This is a genomic window from Aeribacillus composti (assembly GCF_007827555.1).
Lineage (GTDB): Bacteria > Bacillota > Bacilli > Bacillales > Aeribacillaceae > Aeribacillus > Aeribacillus composti.
Map to the genome: position 1 here is coordinate 1 of NZ_VISS01000025.1, position 20,428 is coordinate 20,428.

Below are 20,428 nucleotides of genomic sequence, written 5' to 3' on the forward strand. Positions count from 1 at the left end.
TTTATGTTTTAAAAAATGTCAAATGATAATTTTGTACTTCCCAAAACCATTTACATCAAGCATTTAAACAAGATTTTGGACTGCGAAAGCTGAGTTTTTAATAAAAAATGGGTTAAAATTCTGAATTGATTCATTGCCCTTTTCCATGAAAATGTTTTATCATTTTTTTACTTTCTCCTATTTTTTGATTGAACGATCAAGAGCCTTCTCTTCAAACTATTTATTGGCAAATAATTTAAATTGCAACAATTTTACAATGAGAAGTGAGCAAAACATTATTTTGGATCCACGAACATATTCTCGTTCTAAATAAAGTTAGATTAAAAAAGAGACACAGATTAATATAGTAATAGACTAAAATCCATAAAAAATGCGTTATGAGTAAGCTGTAATCATCAAACAGTTCGTTAGCGAAATCAAATGTACAAACGCTCATGAACTCTGAGAAAAAATACAAACTTGTACGAAAAATATCAGAAACTCGCCACATCTTCCAAAGATTTTAATTTCCTGACTGTTTTTTTTGGCCTAAAACTAATATATCTGCAACGTTGAAAAGATTAAAATTTATTATATTTACAAACATTCAGTAAATAACTTTTGCATTTAAAGTCCAATAACGATTTTATAATTCCTAAATTTTCAAATTGATAATAAAGCTATCTTAAGAAAATCTTTTTATTGAGAGACATTTACATCCCTTATAAGTTAACAAGAAAAGACTTGGAATGCATCGTGTATTAAATTGTTTTTCCATTTTTATACTAATTATGGTGAATGACTTCCCAAACAGAAATACCTAAGTCGTGTTCTCACTAAGATCATTAATTTTTACAATGACCGGCCACTATTTAAATGATAAGCAACCCACCTCTTTGAATCGTCACACTCATCGGAGTTTTAGTGAGTATCTCACCATCTCCTTGCACAATAACAGGTAATTCGGAGATAACTTCCACTTGTTTCCCTGTTATCATGGTTACACCAGGATGTAGTATATGTTTGCCTTTAAACGCCTTTGGAAAAGTGCGCAACAGCTCCCATTTATTCATGCCGTGTACTATACAAATGTCAAATAGTCCATCATTATAACAAGCATTTGGACATATTTTAATACCTCCGCCATAGTTTGAGATATTGGCAATTGCAATTAACCATACATTACAAAAAACTAGTTTCTCCCCATCAACCATTAATTGAATGCTGACAGGACGATATTTTAATAAAACATGCAAGAAGCTAAGTCCATATGAAAGATTACCTAATCTAATAACATTCAGCCAATTTTTATATTTCGAGCCATTGTTTATCTCGGCGACTTTACCGTCAAAACCGATCCCCATTACAGTAATGAAGTATTCGTTGCCAATTCTTCCAATATCAATTTTTCTTTGTTTTCCCATTAAAATACGTTTTAAAGCCTTTTTATAGTCCTTTGGTATATCAAGAGCCCTTGCAAAATCGTTTCCCGATCCTGCAGGAATAACACCCAAAGGTATATTCGAATTGATTAACCCGTTAGCAACATCATGGATTGTACCATCTCCTCCTACGACTACAACAGCATAACATTTTTCAGAAGACAACTCCTTAGCAATTTCTGCTGCATGTTTTGGACGATTGGTAAAGCGCACTTGATAATTTATCTGTTTTTCTTGCAGCAACTTTTCAGTCTTTTTCCAAACTTTTAATCCTTTTCCGTTTCCTGAGATTTTATTGACGATAAAATAATACATACTAAAGATCTTTCCTTTATTAAAGATATGAAAGTTTTATATATTATGCCAAAACCGTTTTATTTGGCATGGTTTTATCATCTCCACATTCACTTCGTTTAGAGGTGGGTGTTTCTCGATGAAGCTTCTTGTACAGAAGAAGGTTGTCGGAAGTTTTCTAGATGGATTAGAAAGCAACAACTGCTTGTTTGCCGATTAAGCGGTTCAACCACTTTCCTGCTTGGTTACCAATCCGTTGATACATTCATCTCGTTTGCACATTCAAATGAAAGATGTTCCCATGCACTGTCTTGCCAAGTTTTTTGTAAATTCTCTATCTATTTTATTACAATTTTCTCCTATTTACAGGAATCTATTCACACAATTCCATTTATGCTGTCAATGTGAAAAATCCCCAATGACCGTCGGCTATCACTTGAAATACAAGGAATTGATCTTTGTTTTTTCTTAAGTTTACTGGCAATCCTTTAAAAAATTTTTTGATGAGTAACAAAAGACAAAAGAAAAAACTTCTTTACTATCTTTGCAGAAAAAATGAATGAGACATAGATTGAAGGAGTTGTATTATGTTGCAAAAGGGATGATTGCTTGACATATCCAATCAAATGTTATTTTTTGTAGCAAAGAAAAATTAGGTGAATACAATATAATCGAATTTCAGGAAAGGAGAAATCAACATGCAATATGATTATAACTCGAACTATACTTATAACCTAGATCATCAAGTTCCATATGCGAATCCTCAGGAGCCGTATGAAGAAAATATGCATTATCGGGATCATTATGATCACCATGTGAGCAAGCATGATTTTTGCAAAAGACATAAGCATTATTACGTCTTGCTGGAAATGGACGATGGAAAAATGTATGATGGCATTATTGATAAAGCCGATAATGATCATGCCTATTTATTAGTACCTATTGGCGACCAACGAGAAGAAGATAACGAAGAAGAAAGACAATTTGGCTTTGGTGGGTTCGGAGGTCCTTTTGGTGGATTCGGATCTCCTTTCGGTGGATTTGGATCTCCTTTCGGTGGATTCGGAGGTCCTTTTGGTGGATTTGGAGGCCCTTTTGGTGGATTTGGAGGTCCTTTCGGTGGATTTGGAGGGTTTGGGCATTCCCCATTTCGTTTTCGGAGATTTAGGAGATTCCGATTCCCGTTTTCAAGGATTCGCCGTTTTTCATTTCCGTTTTCTTAATTAATACATTTATGTGGTCGGCAGCTTCGTTATGGAGTTGCCCGTTTTTTGCTTGAAAATTTGTTCCTCTTATATTGAAGCGATAATATTGTCCACCCCTTAATTTAATTTCCTGCTACCACATATAATTTCCATTTATCCATCCGTTAAGTTTTGCGGCTTGTTCCAAAGCAACAATTTTTATTCTGATCTGCCGCCTTTTGTGTGGATTTACGCTTAACAGGATTAAGCGGTGGAAATAGAGTACGGATTTGCTTCAAGTACTGATCGGAGAGTGGTTTTTGCACTAATAATGACTTGGCATTCTATTTTTATTAGTACAAAAAAATTTTGATGTTATCGTTATCATCAATATTTGCTAACTAAATGTCGTTGACGTCCTTTACGGTACCGTCAAGAATTTTGTGTGTAATGCAAGATAGATAGGGCAGTCTCCTGTTTGGAAAGGAAGAATCCCTTTTCCCCTTATTTTAATATAATATGGTTAAATGTAGCATTTTCAAACATATTCGCTGAGTTTCGATGGTAGCTTCTATGCCGTTCCTCCTGTTAGATTTCGAGGAAATTTTTGATTTTTTCCTGCAAAATCAGTTCTAGTTATGGGAGACTAACCATTTTTGATTGCTGCAACAACATCATAAGTTTCATAACAGCCTCAGCAAGTGCAGTATAATTGGAACTTTCAAGTTCATCTAAATACATCATTGGCCCAACAACAACTTTTACTGGCTTTCGAAACCACTTTTTCGCATCTAGAAAAATAATCGCAATCGGAAGAACAGGCGCTCCTGTTTTTAACCCGAAAAAGCTACCCCATTTTTTCGGATTGACACTTCCCCGTTTTTACATCTTTTACCTTCAGGGAATCAGCCTATCCGTATTTAATCAGGTCTTTAGCAAATCATTTAATGTATATCTTACATAACGATAATGAAACAACAGATATTTATTTTCTTACACCTGAACAAGGTTTTTATAAATTGGAGTATAGAAAAGGAGAAGCAGCAACATTTTTTAAACAAATTTTTGAAAGATTGGAACCGCTCGCAGCTTCGCAGTTAGTCATTGACAATAATTTTTATGATGATCTTCCGGAAGAGATGTGGAACGGAGATGAGATTACGAGATCATTAAGCGAATCCGGAAAAAAGCTTGATCGCATGAATTTACTTCCCGCTCCATTTCCATTGGAAGAATATCTTACACCTCGTGATCTTCGCCATTTAAAAAAACTTTACGGATTAGGAGGACTAAGCTATGGAAACCTCAGTGCCAGACGGGACAGTGAAAGCTTTTGGATGAGTGCAAGCGGAATTAACAAAGCAGATATGAAAACAGTTGGTGAAGATTTTCTCTTAATAAGTGGATATGATCCTGATAAAAATGCCATGAAAGTAAGCGTTCCCCCGAATATAACACCAAAAAGGGCATCTGTCGACGCTATTGAGCACTGGATGATTTATAAAGAACACCCGGAGGTAGGAGCGATTGTACATGTTCATGCTTGGATGGACGGCATAAAGGCTACAGAAATTAACTATCCTTGTGGAACAATTGAACTTGCAAAAACGGTGGCTGAACTTGTCCGAATTTCAAAAGAGCCTTCTAAAGCTATTATTGGTCTTAAAAACCATGGACTAACCATAACTGGCGCTGATTTAGATGACATCTTTGAACGTATCGAAGGCAAAATTATCCCCCAAGTACCGATGTCTTAACGTATTTACATGTTTTTGAACCAACGGAATTTTTATGGAATGATAAAGGCTCCCGAAAAAAAAAATTTGGATAGAGAGAGGGGATTTAACCTTACTTATTTGGTTTGTATGTATTTTTAAGCATCGGCAAATCCCCTGCAACTTTCTCCCTGCTCGCCAAACGGTGCACCGCGTTTTTCGCATTGCATCCATCTATTGAAGCATCAGCTTGTCCGCACCGTTTTCTCCCTACTCTGCTTAAATGTTTATTCTGGTTTTACCAAAATTTTCACTTGGTCTTTTTCTTTTATCAGCGTTTCAAATCCTTCTGCTACAATATCATCTAGCTTAATTCGTTTCGTAACGAGTTTTTCTGCTTGGAAGTAGCCTCGTTTCATTAATTCCATTACAGCAGGGAAGATATCGCGGTATGCAATAATTCCTTTTACGTTTCTTTCTTTTAATACGATATTATTTGGCTGAATGCCCGCTTCTTTTTCCCATATGCTAACGATGACTGTTTCTCCTTCAAATGCAGTGCTGTCAATAGCTTGTTGTAAAACAGCCGGTATTCCCGTTACTTCAAACGCAACGTCGACCCCGCCATCGGTCAGTTCACGAAGCTTTTGAACCGGATCTTCCTCTATTGGATTGATGACAGATGTAGCACCAAGCTCTTTCGCTTTTTGCAAACGTTCTTTGGAAACTTCTACTGCATAAATTTCTGCAGCGCCAGCTGCTTTTAATGCTTCAATCACAAGAAGACCTATAGGACCTGTTCCAAACACAGCGGCTTTATCGCCAGGTTTGATTTTGCTTAATCTAACAGCATGCAAGGCTACAGCCGCAGGCTCCACCAATGCTCCTTGTTCATAAGAAAGACCTTCAGGCATTTTATGCACCATATGCTCATCAACGACAGTATACTCAGAGAATCCGCCGCCGCCACCGGATAAACCGTGGAATCCTAAAGATTCGCAAAGATTGTACTTACCTTTTTTACAAGCTGGGCATTCTCCACAGCGAAGAATAGGTTCTACAACGACAGGATCCCCAACCTTTACTTTCGTAACGCCTTCTCCAACTTCAACTACTTGACCAGAAAATTCGTGGCCCATGATAATAGGCGCCACATCTTTACTGACAGGATGAGGCTCTTGAACAGGAACAAAAATTGGACCTGCCGCATATTCGTGTAAATCGCTTCCGCAAATTCCTGCCCATTCTACTTTAATTTTTACTTTTCCTTTCCCTGCTTTCGGTTCTTCTACTTCCTCTACTCGAATGTCTCTAGCGTTGTGCCATCTTGCTGCTTTCATTTCATTTCCCCTCCCAATTTTATAATCGCTTTCATTGTATCATTTTTTAGTCCTATTTTTATCATATCGAAAAAATGTGAAATTATTTTATAAATGAAATTGCTTATTTTGTGATTGGCTCTTTTTCAAACCATGATATGTACAAGCTTCATGGAACAGGATGCATATTTGTCATGCGGCAATTACCATGATCATGAGGTCAGCTCAAGCCTTAAATTACAAAAATCTCTCATTATAAAAGTCAGCCCTCTTCTTTCAAATGTTCTATTTGCCAAATGCCTCTTTACCTGAATTTAGTGATATTTGATCAATTATATAGTTTTCTGCCAGCTGTCTGCAGCATGCACACACTGTTATGAGGGCAAGCACATTTTTCACAGGTTTTAGGGTTTGCAAATTCCCTTCCTTACCGGATCATGCCGGTTGAAAAAAGGAAATTCTCATTTACCTGACCATATATCAAAAGTACTAAGTTTTTTCGCATCCCACCTCCTGATAGAACTAAAGTTCTATGAATCTATTTTCATTTTATTACAATATAGGAAGGTATTTCAAGAATATCATGATAAAAAAAAACTGATTCCCCCCTTCATTACATTTAAAGGTGCGGGGTGAATCGGCAGAAATGAAATGCTAGTTTAAGAATGCACAAAAGTGATTGGATAAGATTTTACATGCGCGACCTTGATTAATATTGTACATATCAAAATCACTTAAAGTGAAAAAGAAAACGAGTAAACATGTACACTCTTAAACAGTCAAAAATGTACATGTTTATGGTTCTTACTCAATCTTGGTGATGGGAAGGGGGTTAATGGAGAAAATGAGTGTGCAAATAAGTATTTTTGGCTCTGTGTTATCAATGACCTCGATTTTTCACCAAAAGAACGTAAGAACCATGTTTATCCTGACATTTACAGCAAAAAGAGAAATTCCATTCGTTTATTTTTTTTGCGTGTTAATTAAATCTGTATCCTCTAGACCGATTTTTTTCCTGATCTTGCAAACGCAGATTTCACAAATCCTGAATCTGATCCGCACACATTTCCCAGCATGGAGACACCTCCTTTCTTGATGACTGCTCCTACAGCTCACCTTATAGATCGGCTGAAAAATATAGCAAGCTTTGTAGTGGATGGGTCAAATTGACGTCCTTTTGGATGGTGTGTTTTCGTCTTTTTCTTTATATCATAGTAAACAAATCAGAATTCAAGGAGGAGTGATTGTATTTGTCCACTCAAAACAAAAAAGAATCAAAAATCGAAGTGATTAAGCGACAAAGCCGCTATTTACGTGGGACAATCAAGGAAGCTCTTCAGGATGGCAAACCGATGTTTTCGGAAGAAAATGTACAGGTATTGAAGTTTCACGGTGTTTACCAGCAGGACGACCGGGATTTGCGGCACAAGCTTTTGAAAGAAGGCAAAGAGAAGCATTACTCAATGATGGTGCGTGCCCGAATACCAGGCGGGGTGTTGAATCCGGATCAATATTTGGTGTTCGATCGCTTGGCCGATGAATATTCGGAATACGGGACGCTGCGCATTACGACGCGTCAAACCATCCAGCTTCACGGCATACTGAAAGGGAACTTGAAGGCTACCATCAAAAGGCTGAACGAATCACTAATCACAACACTTGGCGCCTGCGGCGATTCGGGGCGGAACATCATCTGTTGCGCAAAGCCGGGCGATGAGCCGTTCCGCGCCGAGATGCGGGAGGATCTGCTTGCACTGACTGATCGGCTGAGTCCTAAGACAAATGCGTATCACGAAATCTGGCTTGACGGCGAACCGGTTCAGCATTCTGATGGAGAGACTGAGGAGCCGCTGTACGGTGATGTATACCTCCCGCGCAAGTTCAAGGTTGCGATGGTACCAGAAGGAGATAACTGCATCGATGTGTACGACAATGACATCGGACTTGTGGCACATATCGAGAACGGACACGTTGCTGGCTATACTGTGCTGGTAGGCGGCGGTATGGGACGAACGGCGGTCGTTCAGGCAACTTATCCGAGGCTGGCGAGTCCGCTTTGCTATGTGCCCAGGAAGGATGTCGTAGACACAATCCTTGATACTTGCGTAGCCATTGTGACCATCGAACGGGACTTCGGAGATCGCTCAAACCGCCGTTTTGCCCGCATGAAATATTTAATCGACCGGCGAGGACTGGATTGGTTCCGGCAAGAGGTCGAGACAAGGCTTGGGCGTACTTTAGAGCCACCGAGAAAGCTGGAATGGCACAACGGGCACGACCATCTCGGCTGGCACCGTGAGCGTGACGGGATAAGCTACCTTGGCCTGTTCGTTCCATATGGTCGTATTAAAGATACTGAAACCATGAAATTGAAATCGGCACTTCAAAACATTGTGCGCGAATTTCGTCCGACCGTTCACCTCACCACGCAGCAAAATGTGATCCTGAGCGGCATTCCAGACGAATTTCGACCGGCGATTGAAGAGCGATTGCGCTCTGCGGGAGTGCCGCTTCCACATGAGCTATCAACAGTCCGAAAAAATACAATGGCATGTGTAGCCCTGCCGACCTGCGGACTTGCGCTAGCCGAGTCGGAGCGGGCTCTGCCCGATCTATTGCCACAGTTTGAGCAGCTGTTTCATGAACTTGGCCTCTCGGACGAGACCATCACCGTCCGCATGACTGGATGCTCAAACGGCTGTGCGCGCCCGTACAACGCCAACATCGCTTTTATCGGCCGTGCACCTGGCAAGTATGATATTTTTTTAGGCGGAAATTCACTCGGCACAGCACTAAACGAACGATTCACGGAAACTGTACCGTTCGATCAACTGGTCGACACCGTCCGACCTGTACTCGAGGCGTTCGTTCGCGAGCGTGAGCCTGGTGAGGATTTCGGCAGCTTTTGCCGCCGCGTCGGCTTGAATCGGTTTCGCCATGTCAAGACCGAGCAGTCATAAACTTTTATAAGAACAGACAAGTTGTGACGATATTTACCGGGTCTGATCCGAGAAAGCATTCCCCCGGATGCAAGTGATCCGTCACAATGACAGCCGTACCTGCGCTAAGCAGTTTGTGTATTAGCTTTCAAGGTTTACGTTTCCAGCAAGCTGACCGTTATTCTCGTTGAAAGTGCTGTGACCAACCTGCCGGAACTGGATTGCAGCAGAAATTTGGCATGCTAAATTACGTATTCATACGCAGAGTAAGATCAAAAAACAACATGGTCGCTCCATACCGGGGCGGCTTTAACGGTTTTTGCACCTAGAATAAATCAATTGTGGTAAAGAAGATAGTTTCGAATGATGATGACAAGCGGAAAAAAACAAATTATTTTTTAAGGACTCTCAAAAGAAGCTAAATGAGTCCGAGGCACACCGAAGCGAAGATCGCCAAGAGCGCAAGTGTTGTATCGACAATCTTATTGAAAAATAATGATAGATCCGCTTCCATAGAAATGTGTTTTTTCTGTTCACCATAAAGCGATGCATTGAGCAGCTTCTTCAGGCCGTTTCGCATGGCTGGATGATTTGTTCTCCTTGCTGAGCGGCCTCTTTCCATGAACTAAGCGTTGGGGTTCAGAGGCTTTAAGCGGAATGCCAAAGGCGAAGAAGCCGTCAGCCGAGAAGAAAATCTATATACGATTTTTTGCAACTTTAACCAAAATGATATTCTAACTATTTACTCGTCGGCAAAACCTAAATTGTTAAAAAATCTCTCTAGATCATGTTATCTTTTCATATTTTTTCAGCTTCGGCGATATCTAAAAGAGCGTGCAGCAGTATATTGGCGGCTGCTTCAATATCATCAGCATTCGACCACTCTAATGGACTATGGCTGATGCCGCCTTTTGACCGGGCAAATACCATTCCGATTTTTGTTAAAGAAGCTAATATCATAGCATCATGAGCCGCTCCGCTTGGCAGCATCAGAAATTTTGTCCCTGTTCGTTTCGCTGCTGTTTGTATCGCTTCGATTAATACAGGAGAGCAGCTAACCGGTTTTAGCTCATGAGTCGCTTCTACTGTAAAAGTCATGCCTTTTGTATTGCAGCATGCAGATAAAAACATTTGGATATCATCTTCCATTTGACAAATAAGCTCCCAAGATAGATGACGAATATCGAAAAATAATTCCACTTCACGCGGAATAACGTTTATACTCCCGGGGAACACGCGGATACTTCCAACGGTTGCTCGCAATCCGTCGCTCTGCTGTGCTTTTTGTTCCACAAAATCAATTAAGCGGGCGGCTACTGTAACTGGATCTTTTCGCATCGCCATTGGTGTCGTTCCTGCATGTCCCTCTTCTCCTCTAATGGTTACCTTTAACCATTTGACACCTACAATGCCAGTAACGATTCCTACAGGTGCTTGTTCACTTTCAAGCACTTTTCCTTGTTCAATATGCAGCTCGAGAAAAGCTTTGAATTCTTTAGAGCAACGTCGCGCACGGTGCACTAATTTCGGATTATATCCACATTGCACCATCGCATCAGCAATGCTTATGCCATTTTCATCCTTATACTGAAAAAGCTCTTCTTCTTGCAATTCCCCCGTCAATGCCCGGCTGCCAAGCATTCCGGTTGAGAATCGCACTCCTTCTTCATCAGTAAATGCCGCAACTGAAATGGAATGCCTCGTTTGAATGCCTTGCTCCATCATCGTCTGTAATATTTCTATACCGGCTAATACCCCTAGGGCACCATCAAACATCCCGCCATTTTTCACTGTATCCAAGTGGGAGCCGATTAAAATTGACGGCAAAGCAGAATCAGTGCCTACACGTTTTCCGAATAAATTTCCTATTTCATCTTCGTAAATCTCTAAGCCTATTTGTTTCATCAAGTGTACTATGTATTGTTTAGCTTCGCGTTCCTCGGCTGTAAAAGGAAATCTGGTCACGCCTCCATTAGGGTCGTGACCAAATTTACTCAAATCTTTTATATGTTTCATTAATCGCTGTACATTAATCTTGATCATTATGACACCTCATAACGCCCCAACAAATTTCCCCCTAATTTGTCTCTTACTGCACGGCAAATTTCTCCTGACTTCAACAACTTGTACATTTTCTCAATATCAACTGACAGGTTTCTGTCAGCATCTAAAAAAGGGACTTCCTGCCTGATCATCTTATATGCCAATTCCGTTCCATGACCAAGACTTATATCTTTTCTCAAATCAATCGCCTGAGCAGCATGCATCGCTTCTATTCCCAAAATGTAATACAAGTTATCAACTATTTTTGCTGTTTTGTCAACCACTTGAACAGAATTGTTGGCATGATCTTCAATTTCCCCTGATAACGCTATAAAATCAGCATTTATTGGATTAGACAGATGGCGAATTTCTGCGTCAAGCGCCGCAAAGGTTTTTTGAATTGTACTAAAAGCCAATACGTTTTGGCCATTATCAGGAGATAAAAAGCGCGGCAGTCCTGAAAAATTGGGTGATGACAATTTGATCGTACGGAAACAAGATATTTTGGACAAATGTGCAAGAGCCTGTCCAAGCATTTCAATTGCCAGCACCCAAGTCGTTACTTCGTAATTGGAACATGACAATATCCGCTGTTCATCCACCAGAACACATGGATTATCATCGCTTGAATTTAATTGTATGAGCAGATTTTTTTCAGTATAATCGATCGCATCCCTAACAGCGCCGTGCACGGCAAAAGCTCCTCTGAAGCTTAGCGGATCCTGAAGCGGCCGATTTAAGTGCTGCAACGACAAATAGCTTCCTTCAAGACAGGCCTTTATTAATCCGGCACTTGCTAAATTTCCAAGGAAAGGCCGTATTCTTAAAACAGACTCATCTAAAGGGGAAATATTGCCGTTCAACCCTTCGAGAGAAAGAGCAAATACAATGTCGGACAAGTCGATTAATTGTTTAACTTCATTCAGCAGCAGCGATGCCTTGGCTGCAGCAAAAGCATTAGAGCTGGCAATGGCTAAGCCATCTTTCGGACCGAGAACAATTGATTTTATACCCGCCTTCTTCAGCGCCTCGCTTGCATTCATTCTTTTCCCCCGATAAACGACTTCTCCCTCGCCGATCATAGCTAATCCGATATGAGCTAGATTTCCCAAATCCGCTGCCCCAACAGAGGCTCTTTCTGGTATGACCGGATGAATTCCCTCATTTAAAAAGCGTTTGTACATTTGTGCTATTTCCGGCTGTACGCCGGTATAACCTAATAACAATGTATTTAAACGAATGAGCATCGCGGCTCTAACCGTCTTCTCATCTGCTTCCGGCTTTACACCAATACAGTGGGATAAAATTAAACTTCTATTGAATTGCTCATATTGTTTTTCATGCACCTGACGATCTTTATTAATCCCAACCCCTGTATTAAATCCATAAACAGGGGCATGGACCGAATCCCAATTCAACACTAACTCTCTGGCAGCATGAAGCCGTTCCATAGCTTCCTGGCTGATTTCTACTTCAGCCTTTTGTTCAGCAACTTGAGCAACTTGTTGAATCGTGAGTGACTTACCATCGAGGATAATTGTTTGTTGCCCCATGAAAAACCCTCTCTTTTATGAATGTTTTATAGCTGCCCTTTCGCTTTTAATGCCAAACGGTTCTCAAGTCTTAACAAAATATAGTTCGTTATGAGCGCTAAGGTGGAAACGAGTATAGTCCCAATGATAATCTTATGAGTTGAATTTTGGTAAAGACCTTCAAATAAAAGAACTCCTAAGCCGCCGGCGTTTATCCATGCTGCAATCGTTCCAATGCCAATAATCGCAACAGCTGCAATCCGTACGCCGCCAAGAATAATTGGCAACGCTAGAGGCAACTCTATTTTCCAAAATAAATGAAACCAATTAAGCCCCATTCCCTTACCCGCCTCAATAATCGCTTGATCAATTGATTGAAAACCAACCATTACATTACGCACCAAAATCAGCTGACTGTAAGCGACAAGCGCAAAGATAGCCGGCTTCATGCCCAATCCTAAAAAAGGAATGAGCAAAGCAAAAAATGCCATGCTGGGAATAACATAAATAATTCCCAATATTGACAATACCAGTACAGAAAGACTCTTCCAGCGAGTCAAAAGATAACCTACTGGAAGAGCAAATAATAGGGCAATTGCCAGCGCACCAAACGTCAAGCGAAGGTGATCAAGAAACAGCGCCAAAATAGTGTCATAATAATTAGTAATATAATTTACCATAGGCTTCACCTGCTTACCGAATATAAGGAATCCTGATCCTTTATTTTCAATTGATCCAGACCAATTTGTCCTACAGGTTTGTTTTGATTGTCGACGACAACCACATTGTCTATATCCTTTTTCAGCAACAGAGAAAGAACCGTTTTAAGATTTGTTTCCGTTGAAACTTCCGCACTTTTTTCATGCATTTCCCCTTGCAACGGAACCATTGCTTTTTCTGCATTCAAAAAAGAAAGTAATTGGAAAACATCGTCTGATTTAACAAGTTGGCTGACAAATTCATTAGCTGGGTTCATAAGGATGTTAATCGGCGTATCAAATTGCTGGACTTTTCCTTCATTCATCACAATAATTTTGTCCCCTAGCTTGAGCGCCTCCTCAATATCATGTGTCACAAAAAGAATCGTTTTGCGCATCTTTTTTTGAATTGCCAGCAGTTCATCCTGTAAACTGGAACGGGTAATGGCGTCAATTGCACCAAAAGGTTCATCCATTAATAAAATATCTGGATCACTAGCCATCGCTCTGGCAATCCCCACTCGCTGTTGCTGCCCTCCAGACAATTGTCTTGGATATCGATCTCGAAAATCCTCAGGCGGCAGATGAACAAGCCTTAAAAGAAAGTCTACGCGCTCGTTGATCTTTTCTCCATCCCATTTCAAAATTCTCGGCACTGTTGCTATATTTTCTTTGACAGTCATATGAGGAAACAGACCGATTTGCTGAATGACATATCCTATTTTACGCCTAAGTTGTGTCACTGGAACTTTTGTAATATCTTCTCCTTGAACAAAAATTTTTCCTGATGAAGGCTCATGAATTCTGTTTATCATTTTTAATAATGTCGTCTTTCCTGATCCCGATGTTCCCAAAATGGTGATGAAGCTTCCTTCTTCTATTGATAAGCTAGTTTCATAGACAGAAGGTTTGCTGGCTTTAGGGAACGTCTTGCTCACCTTATCAAACTGAATGATTATGTTTGACACGAAACCACCGCCTTTGAAAGTTCCTGGTTTCACTCGGATTTAGGCATAATTACTTTTTAATAATGCCTTTTTCTTCAAGGAACTCTTTTGCTACTTCAGTGTATTCACGTTTTTGAATATCAACCTCAGCATTCAAATTTTGCACAACCTTATTATTCAAGTGTTTGGAAACTTTATTCAGCACTTCCTCAATTTTCGGATCTTTTTCCAAAGTTTCTTCACGAATGACAGGTGCTACATAATATGGAGGCCAAAACTTTTTGTCGTCCTCAAGCAGTACCAATTCCTCATTAGTCAAATCGCCGTCAGTCGTAAATCCAACTGTCACATCCGCTTCATCATTAAGGATTACGCGATATTTAATTCCGTAGTCAAATAATTGCACCGATTTAAACTGAAACCCGCCGTAAAATTTTTGCAAACCTTTTAAACCGTCATCGCGTTCTTCAAATTCTGGAACAGCCGCCAGTCTTAATTTTGGAGCGACTTCCGCCAATTTCGACAAAGTCGTTACTCCGTACTTTTCTGCTACTTTTTTTGTCGTGACTAAAGCTTGGGAATTGTTTACATCTGTTGGTTCTAGCCAAACAAGATTAAACTTCTCTTTATATTTTTGGGATACAAGATCATATACTTTTTGCGGATCAGACATAGGTTTTTCTTGTAAAACATTGATTAGCCCTGTACCCGTATATTCCGGATACATATCAATTTCTCCCTCTTTCAATGCTGTATGAGCAACCATTGTACCGCCTAAATTTAATTTTCTTTCAACTTTATAACCAGCTTCCTCCAAAGCTAGAGAATAAATCTCTCCTAAAATAAGCGATTCTGTAAAGTTTTTCGATCCAACTTTGATAGTCGTCTCATTTTTATCACTTGTGTTTTCTGATTCTTTTTGACCGCCGCAAGCAGCCGTGGATATTAGTAAAACGACTAAAGTAAATAAAAGAATAAGTCTTTTTTTCATGATAATTCCTCCTATTTTCATAACAGAAAGTAAAATACATAGTATTCAGATCAATCAACTTACGTTTCCTCTAATCCCTTTGATAGCGCGTGACCAAACGCTCTACAGCTGCGAAGCAAACTTCGGAACAGATAGCCAAAAAAGCAACTGGCAATGCTCCGACTAGCAACAGAGGAATGTTATACATTCCCATTCCGTTAACAATGAATGTTCCTAATCCTCCGCCTCCAATAAAGGCAGCTAAGGTTGCGCTAGCAATAATCTCTACTGCAGCTGTTCGACAGCCAGCAATGATGACTGGAAGAGCGAGAGGAATTTCTATTTTGGTCAAAATTTGTTTGCTGTCCATCCCCATACCAGACGCAGCTTCAATAATGGAAGAATCAATTCCTCGAAATCCTAAAAAGGTATTGATCGTAATCGGCGGACATGCCAGAATGATCAAAGCGATTAATGCAGGATAAAATCCCATTCCCATGATTGGCAATATGATCACAATAATAGCCAAGCTAGGAATAACTCGTAAAGAATTGAATACATTCATAATCAATCCTGAAAGCTTTGGCTTTTTGGCACATACGATCCCCAATGGAATACAAATTAACATTGATATCAATAACGCGATAAAACTAAGCCCCAAATGAACCTGCAAAGCCTCCAAAAAACGATCTGAATTTTCAAAAATATAGGTCACGGTGTCTTTTAAGTACTCCATCCCTATCCACACTTTCGTTTTTTCATTTTTTTACCGGCATTTTAGTCCAGCTGCTGGTCAAACAGCAGCAACGCCTTCAACAATGCTTGCACACCTAAAGCGACATCTTCATAATCAGTCCATTCTTCAGGACAGTGGCTTCTGCCGTTTTTACTCGGCACAAAGATCATACCGATTGGAGCAATACGAGCTATTTGATTGGCATCATGGCCGGCACCGCTCGATAAAAACATTGTGGGTGCCACCTCTTTGCATGCCTGCTCAATTACACTGCGGACATTATTTTGTACAAGAATCGGTTCTGATTGTGACAAGCAGTCAAATTGAACAGAAACCCCGCGTCGCTTTGAAATTTGCAAGGCAGCATGATGGAGCTGAGTTATGATCATGTCTTGAATATCTTTATCCAACGAGCGAATCTCTAGTTCGCAAGTCACCTTTCCTGGTATGACATTCGCTGCATTCGGTTCATTCATGAGTTTTCCAACGGTTCCTACAACTTCTTCCGTGTAGGTTTCCTGGCAAAGCTGTTCGAAACAAAGAATGATCTCAGCAGCTGCAGTAAGCGCATCTTTTCTTAGGTTCATAGGTGTTGTTCCAGCATGATTCGGTTCCCCTTCAACAGTGAGACGATAACGCTGAATACCTGCAATGCCTCGAACAACGCCAAGCTGATGGTTTGTCTGCTCAAGCACCGGACCTTGTTCAATGTGCAATTCTAAATATAGAGCTACATCTCCCGGTTTACGCGCTTCAAGCGTCAATCGCTCTGGATTTCCTCCAGATCGCTTTAATGCTTCCCGCAGCGTAATTCCTTGCAAATCTTTCCTAAGCAGCATTGTTTCCGGCAAATTATTCACCATTCCTCGACTGCCGATCGTTGAAATGCCAAACTCACTTGGTTCTTCCGCTGTAAAATCAACCACTTGCAACGGATGACGCAGCTGTATCCCATTTTCTTTAAGCAAACGAACAATCTCTAGACCGGCGACAACCCCGATGATGCCGTCAAATCTTCCGCCGCCTTTGACGGTATCAATATGAGAACCGATCATGATGACAGGAAGATGCTTTTCTTTTCCGGGAAGAGTTCCAATCACATTGGCTGCGGCATCAACATTAACCTCTAAATTTAATGATTTCATTTTATCCTTGAGCCAGCCCCTTGCCTCTTCGTAAAACGGTGTAAAGGCCCTTCTTGTCCAACCAATCTGACTTTTGTCGACAAAATTAGCCAAAGCTTCAATATCTTCTTTCAAACGCTCAGTATTGACTCTCATTGAACAGAGCACCTCACTGTATCGCTTTGCAATGATTTTTTAACCGCATCGTGCTCTGCGTGGATGAACTTGCCATCACCCGGATTTCCGATGACTGTTCCATCATATACAAGCTTTCCTCTTACAAATGTGTTAATAATTTTCCCTTGAACAGTAAAACCATGATAAGGACTCCATCCGGCATGAGAGTGCAACTCAGACTCATTTAATACCCAGCTTTGGTTGGGATCTAATACCACTAAATCAGCATCCATCCCTTCCTCTATCCTTCCTTTACAGTGCGATAAACCAAACGTCTTGGCTGGATTCTCACTAAGTAGATGGACAAGTGTAAGCATAGATATTCTTCCTTTTGCAACCCCTTCGCTGTAAAGCAGCGGCAACAGCGTTTCAACTCCCGGGGCCCCTGATGAGTTTTGGAAAATATCCGCATGATTTTTTCGGTCAATCGTCCAAGGAGCGTGATCTGAAGTGACCAAATCGATCATTCCTTGTGAAAGCTGAATCCATAATTGTTCCACATCTTCCTTTGTCCGCAACGGCGGATTTATTTTTCCCCTTGCGTGCAAGGAAGGCATATCTTCTTCGGATAAAATCAAATAGTGAGTGCACGTCTCTGCGGTCACTTTAGTGCCTTGTTGGCGGAACCATTGAACCAGCTCAAAAATGCGCGGAAACGTACAGTGATATATGTGTAAGTGAACTCCAGTCCAGTAAGCTAGTTCTAACGCCGTTAAAACCGCGGTAGACTCTGCGACTTTCGGACGACTCCAGCAATGAGCGCGTGGGTCTGTCTCTCCTTTTTGTTTGTATTTTTCTATATATTTTCTAACAATTTCGTCCGTTTCTGCATGAACACCAACTGGACAACCGGTTTTCGCTATGAGAGAAAAAGCTTCCAACAGCTCACCGTCATCAATGCGTGGAAAACGGACGGAATCCGTATTAAACATAGAAACTTTGAAGCCGCATGCTCCTTCTTCAGCAAGAAGAGGAATTTGATCAAGCCCGTTTTTCGGTTTAATCGTTGCCAGCATCGCTACATCCACTACTGCCTCTTGGGACAGCTTTTGTTTTTTTGCGGCATATCTTTCTTTTGTGCATATAAGTTGATCAGCATCATACGGCATTTCGATAATCGTGGTTACTCCCCCTGCAGCAGCAGAGCGGGTGGCGGCTGTAAAGCCTTCTGTCAAAGCGCTGTAGCTATGAACATGAGCGTCAATCGCTCCTGGAAGAACATATTTTCCATGAGCTTTCAAAACTTTATGTGATCTCCGTTCATGGCTGATTTTAGAAACAGATGCGATCTTTCCATCTTTGATAGCAACTGAACCATTATATAGCACCCGATCAGGGAGCACGATATTTCCCTCAATTACGAGATCATACACTTTCTGCTCCATTTGCACTCCCTCTTCCTGACCATGATCAAAAAGTAGCTGTTTCGATAAATTTTTGCGATACTTGATGAGCAGCATCCGTTATTACACTAACGATGTTCTCTCTTGCTTCTAAGTCAATCCGTTCAACAGGCCCTGCGACAGTCAAACTCGCTACAACTCGTCCCTGGTAATTGAAGATAGGCGCTGAAATTCCGCAAATGTCCGAATCTACTTCTCCTATCGTTATACAGTACCCTTGCTTCCTAATTTTTTCTAATTCAGAAATGAGCTGCTTCTTCTCCTGTTCACTCGAAAGTTTTTGCAATACTTGTTCTACTATTTTTTCATTTTCATATGCGAGAATAATTTTTCCAGATGCCCCCCGATGAAGAGGCAGCAATCTTCCATTCTCAATGGCAAATCGAATTAAGCGCGAGCTTGCGATACTTTCTATACAAATTACTTCAATCCCTGAACGAACTGCTAGAATCGATGTTTCATTCGTTTTCTCAGTAATTTTCTCCATTATCGGACGTGCAATTACGTTTAAATAACGATCCATTTGTTGCGTTAGACTGCGGGCTAATTCTAGAATGCGTAAACCAAGAGTTATTTGTCCTTTAGATTTCCTCTCAATAATTCCGTTATTCTCTAACGTTTGCAATAAACGATAGACAGTGCTCTCCGGAATTGAGGCTCGTTGAGCAATTTCACTTACAGATAATGGTGTTTCTGCTTCTCCTAGGACAAATAAAATGTCTAACGCTTTTTTTAACGTTTGCGAACCATTTAGCGACATTCACTACACCTTCCAGCTGGCTTTGTCTTAACTCTCATCAGTTGCCAAAGCATAATCAGCAATACTGATACCTAATGCTTGCTCAACCTCTGGGTAAACTAAAGGATCCTTCACACTAGAACTCAATGGAATATTTGATTTGTTAATGCTAAATACAATGATGTCCATTCCTTCTTCTACATGTCCAACGCTGACAGGTTCCCCTGTATTTGGATTGAGTGTTGTAATGACGTCTGGATATGTTGTCAACCTGTTGCCTCTTTCGTCATCTACAGCCATATACTCATTCATGACATGAAGGGTGAGTTTTTTCCCCTCTCCTTCAACCAAAATTGTACCGATATCAAAGGCGCCTTTGTAATGGACATCTTTTTTGACAACTTTTCCGCTTCCTACAATATATCCTTTTGTCGTCTGACAAATCGTTTCTATTACCGCTTCAGCCCCCTTCGGTTCCGCATTCATAATCGCGTACCCAAGCTCTAACGCTCGGCTTATGCCGCCGATAGCCGCATGCTGCTTCACATAACTAGCAGGTACAGGATGCCGCGCGCAAGCGATAAATCCTCCAGACATATCTGATGCTGTCCGCAAAATATTTGATGTTTTCGCAGGCGTCCCTTTGACTACTAATTCAATGTACGATCCAGTTTCTGGTTTTCCTCCGGCAACGGCCTGCACCGTTTCAAAATCCAAACGTCCAGCAAGCCCCATTGCCCCCATCTTACCAGTCGGATGAGCACGCATATCCCCAGTAGCATCAACCACAACCAAATCAAGTGCTGCGGCTGGAAGCCAACCATTAATGCTGCTGGACATTCCGTTTTGCGGGGTCATCAAACCGACAACTTTTCCATTATAGTTTTCTTGTACAAGCTGCACTGCTTTTATATAATCTTTTCCAAGCATTTGCCAATCAGTTGTTCCCGCTGGAGCACCGATGGCAGTTGCAGTGACAATAATGTCATCATCCTGCAATTCATCGACAGAAACTAACTTCGGCTTTCCTACTGCAATGGCCGCCATGCCAATTTCCAGACCATGATCAACCCAACCGCCGCCGCCGGAAGCAAAGACTGATCCTCCTTTTACAGCGGCCAATACGTCGTCTTTCGTTAATTGACGCACAACCATCATTCCTCCTAATCTATTTATCTGTTGCTGAT

Annotated in this window: 14 protein-coding genes and 1 pseudogene; 3 read left to right on the forward strand and 12 right to left on the reverse strand. The window is 40.8% G+C overall.

What is annotated here, in order from left to right:
- Positions 1-851 precede the first annotated feature (851 nt).
- Entirely contained in the window at positions 852-1,736 is an 885-nt protein-coding gene (locus tag FB379_RS12975) for a diacylglycerol/lipid kinase family protein (RefSeq protein WP_144598155.1), read from the reverse strand.
- 677 nt (positions 1,737-2,413) lie between these two features.
- Here FB379_RS12975 and FB379_RS18590 point away from each other — a divergent pair.
- Together FB379_RS18590 and FB379_RS12985 are read left to right on the forward strand one after the other, a co-directional pair.
- Positions 2,414-2,938 carry a hypothetical protein gene (locus FB379_RS18590; protein WP_242009331.1) on the forward strand — a complete coding sequence of 175 codons (525 nt, stop codon included), beginning with the start codon at positions 2,414-2,416 and terminating at the stop codon, positions 2,936-2,938.
- Between the two features lie 863 nt (positions 2,939-3,801).
- A pseudogene (locus FB379_RS12985) lies at positions 3,802-4,656 on the forward strand (class II aldolase/adducin family protein); the annotation flags it as partial.
- A gap of 245 nt (positions 4,657-4,901) precedes the next feature.
- Here FB379_RS12985 and FB379_RS12990 read toward each other — a convergent pair.
- Positions 4,902-5,954: a 2,3-butanediol dehydrogenase gene (locus FB379_RS12990; protein ID WP_130157410.1), complete on the reverse strand. Its 1,053-nt coding sequence runs from the start codon at positions 5,952-5,954 to the stop codon at positions 4,902-4,904.
- 1,229 nt (positions 5,955-7,183) lie between these two features.
- On the opposite strand from FB379_RS12990, the gene FB379_RS12995 reads away from it, so the two are divergent.
- Positions 7,184-8,893 (forward strand): NADPH-dependent assimilatory sulfite reductase hemoprotein subunit, encoded by a 1,710-nt coding sequence (locus FB379_RS12995; RefSeq protein ID WP_144598156.1) that lies wholly within the window; start codon positions 7,184-7,186, stop codon positions 8,891-8,893.
- A 777-nt stretch (positions 8,894-9,670) separates the two neighbouring features.
- Here the strand turns inward: FB379_RS12995 and FB379_RS13000 are convergent.
- The 10 genes from FB379_RS13000 to FB379_RS13045 all read right to left on the reverse strand — a co-directional run bounded on the left by FB379_RS13000 (position 9,671) and on the right by FB379_RS13045 (position 20,390).
- On the reverse strand, positions 9,671-10,915 hold the full coding sequence (locus tag FB379_RS13000; protein WP_144598157.1) for a Zn-dependent hydrolase: 1,245 nt from the start codon (positions 10,913-10,915) through the stop codon (positions 9,671-9,673).
- A complete protein-coding gene (locus FB379_RS13005; protein WP_144598158.1) occupies positions 10,915-12,468 on the reverse strand; it encodes an HAL/PAL/TAL family ammonia-lyase in 1,554 nt (517 codons plus the stop codon). Before FB379_RS13005 ends, FB379_RS13000 begins: the two co-directional genes overlap by 1 nt.
- A gap of 26 nt (positions 12,469-12,494) precedes the next feature.
- A complete protein-coding gene (locus FB379_RS13010; protein ID WP_130157402.1) occupies positions 12,495-13,127 on the reverse strand; it encodes an ABC transporter permease in 633 nt (210 codons plus the stop codon).
- A 5-nt stretch (positions 13,128-13,132) separates the two neighbouring features.
- The gene (locus FB379_RS13015) at positions 13,133-14,113 is read right to left on the reverse strand and encodes an ABC transporter ATP-binding protein (RefSeq protein WP_144598159.1); all 981 of its coding nucleotides are present in this window, start codon (positions 14,111-14,113) and stop codon (positions 13,133-13,135) included.
- A gap of 49 nt (positions 14,114-14,162) precedes the next feature.
- Complete coding sequence (locus FB379_RS13020; protein ID WP_144598160.1) at positions 14,163-15,083, reverse strand: ABC transporter substrate-binding protein; 921 nt, start codon at positions 15,081-15,083, stop codon at positions 14,163-14,165.
- Positions 15,084-15,153: 70 nt separating this feature from the next.
- Positions 15,154-15,798 (reverse strand): ABC transporter permease, encoded by a 645-nt coding sequence (locus FB379_RS13025; RefSeq protein ID WP_130157397.1) that lies wholly within the window; start codon positions 15,796-15,798, stop codon positions 15,154-15,156.
- A gap of 41 nt (positions 15,799-15,839) precedes the next feature.
- The gene (locus tag FB379_RS13030) at positions 15,840-17,078 is read right to left on the reverse strand and encodes a Zn-dependent hydrolase (protein WP_144598161.1); all 1,239 of its coding nucleotides are present in this window, start codon (positions 17,076-17,078) and stop codon (positions 15,840-15,842) included.
- Complete coding sequence (locus tag FB379_RS13035) at positions 17,075-18,484, reverse strand: dihydroorotase (protein ID WP_144598162.1); 1,410 nt, start codon at positions 18,482-18,484, stop codon at positions 17,075-17,077. The genes FB379_RS13030 and FB379_RS13035 overlap by 4 nt, the downstream gene beginning before the upstream one ends.
- Before the next feature lie 25 nt (positions 18,485-18,509).
- Positions 18,510-19,262 carry an IclR family transcriptional regulator gene (locus tag FB379_RS13040; protein ID WP_144598163.1) on the reverse strand — a complete coding sequence of 251 codons (753 nt, stop codon included), beginning with the start codon at positions 19,260-19,262 and terminating at the stop codon, positions 18,510-18,512.
- 27 nt (positions 19,263-19,289) lie between these two features.
- A complete protein-coding gene (locus FB379_RS13045) occupies positions 19,290-20,390 on the reverse strand; it encodes a DUF917 domain-containing protein (protein ID WP_242009332.1) in 1,101 nt (366 codons plus the stop codon).
- Positions 20,391-20,428 lie beyond the last annotated feature (38 nt).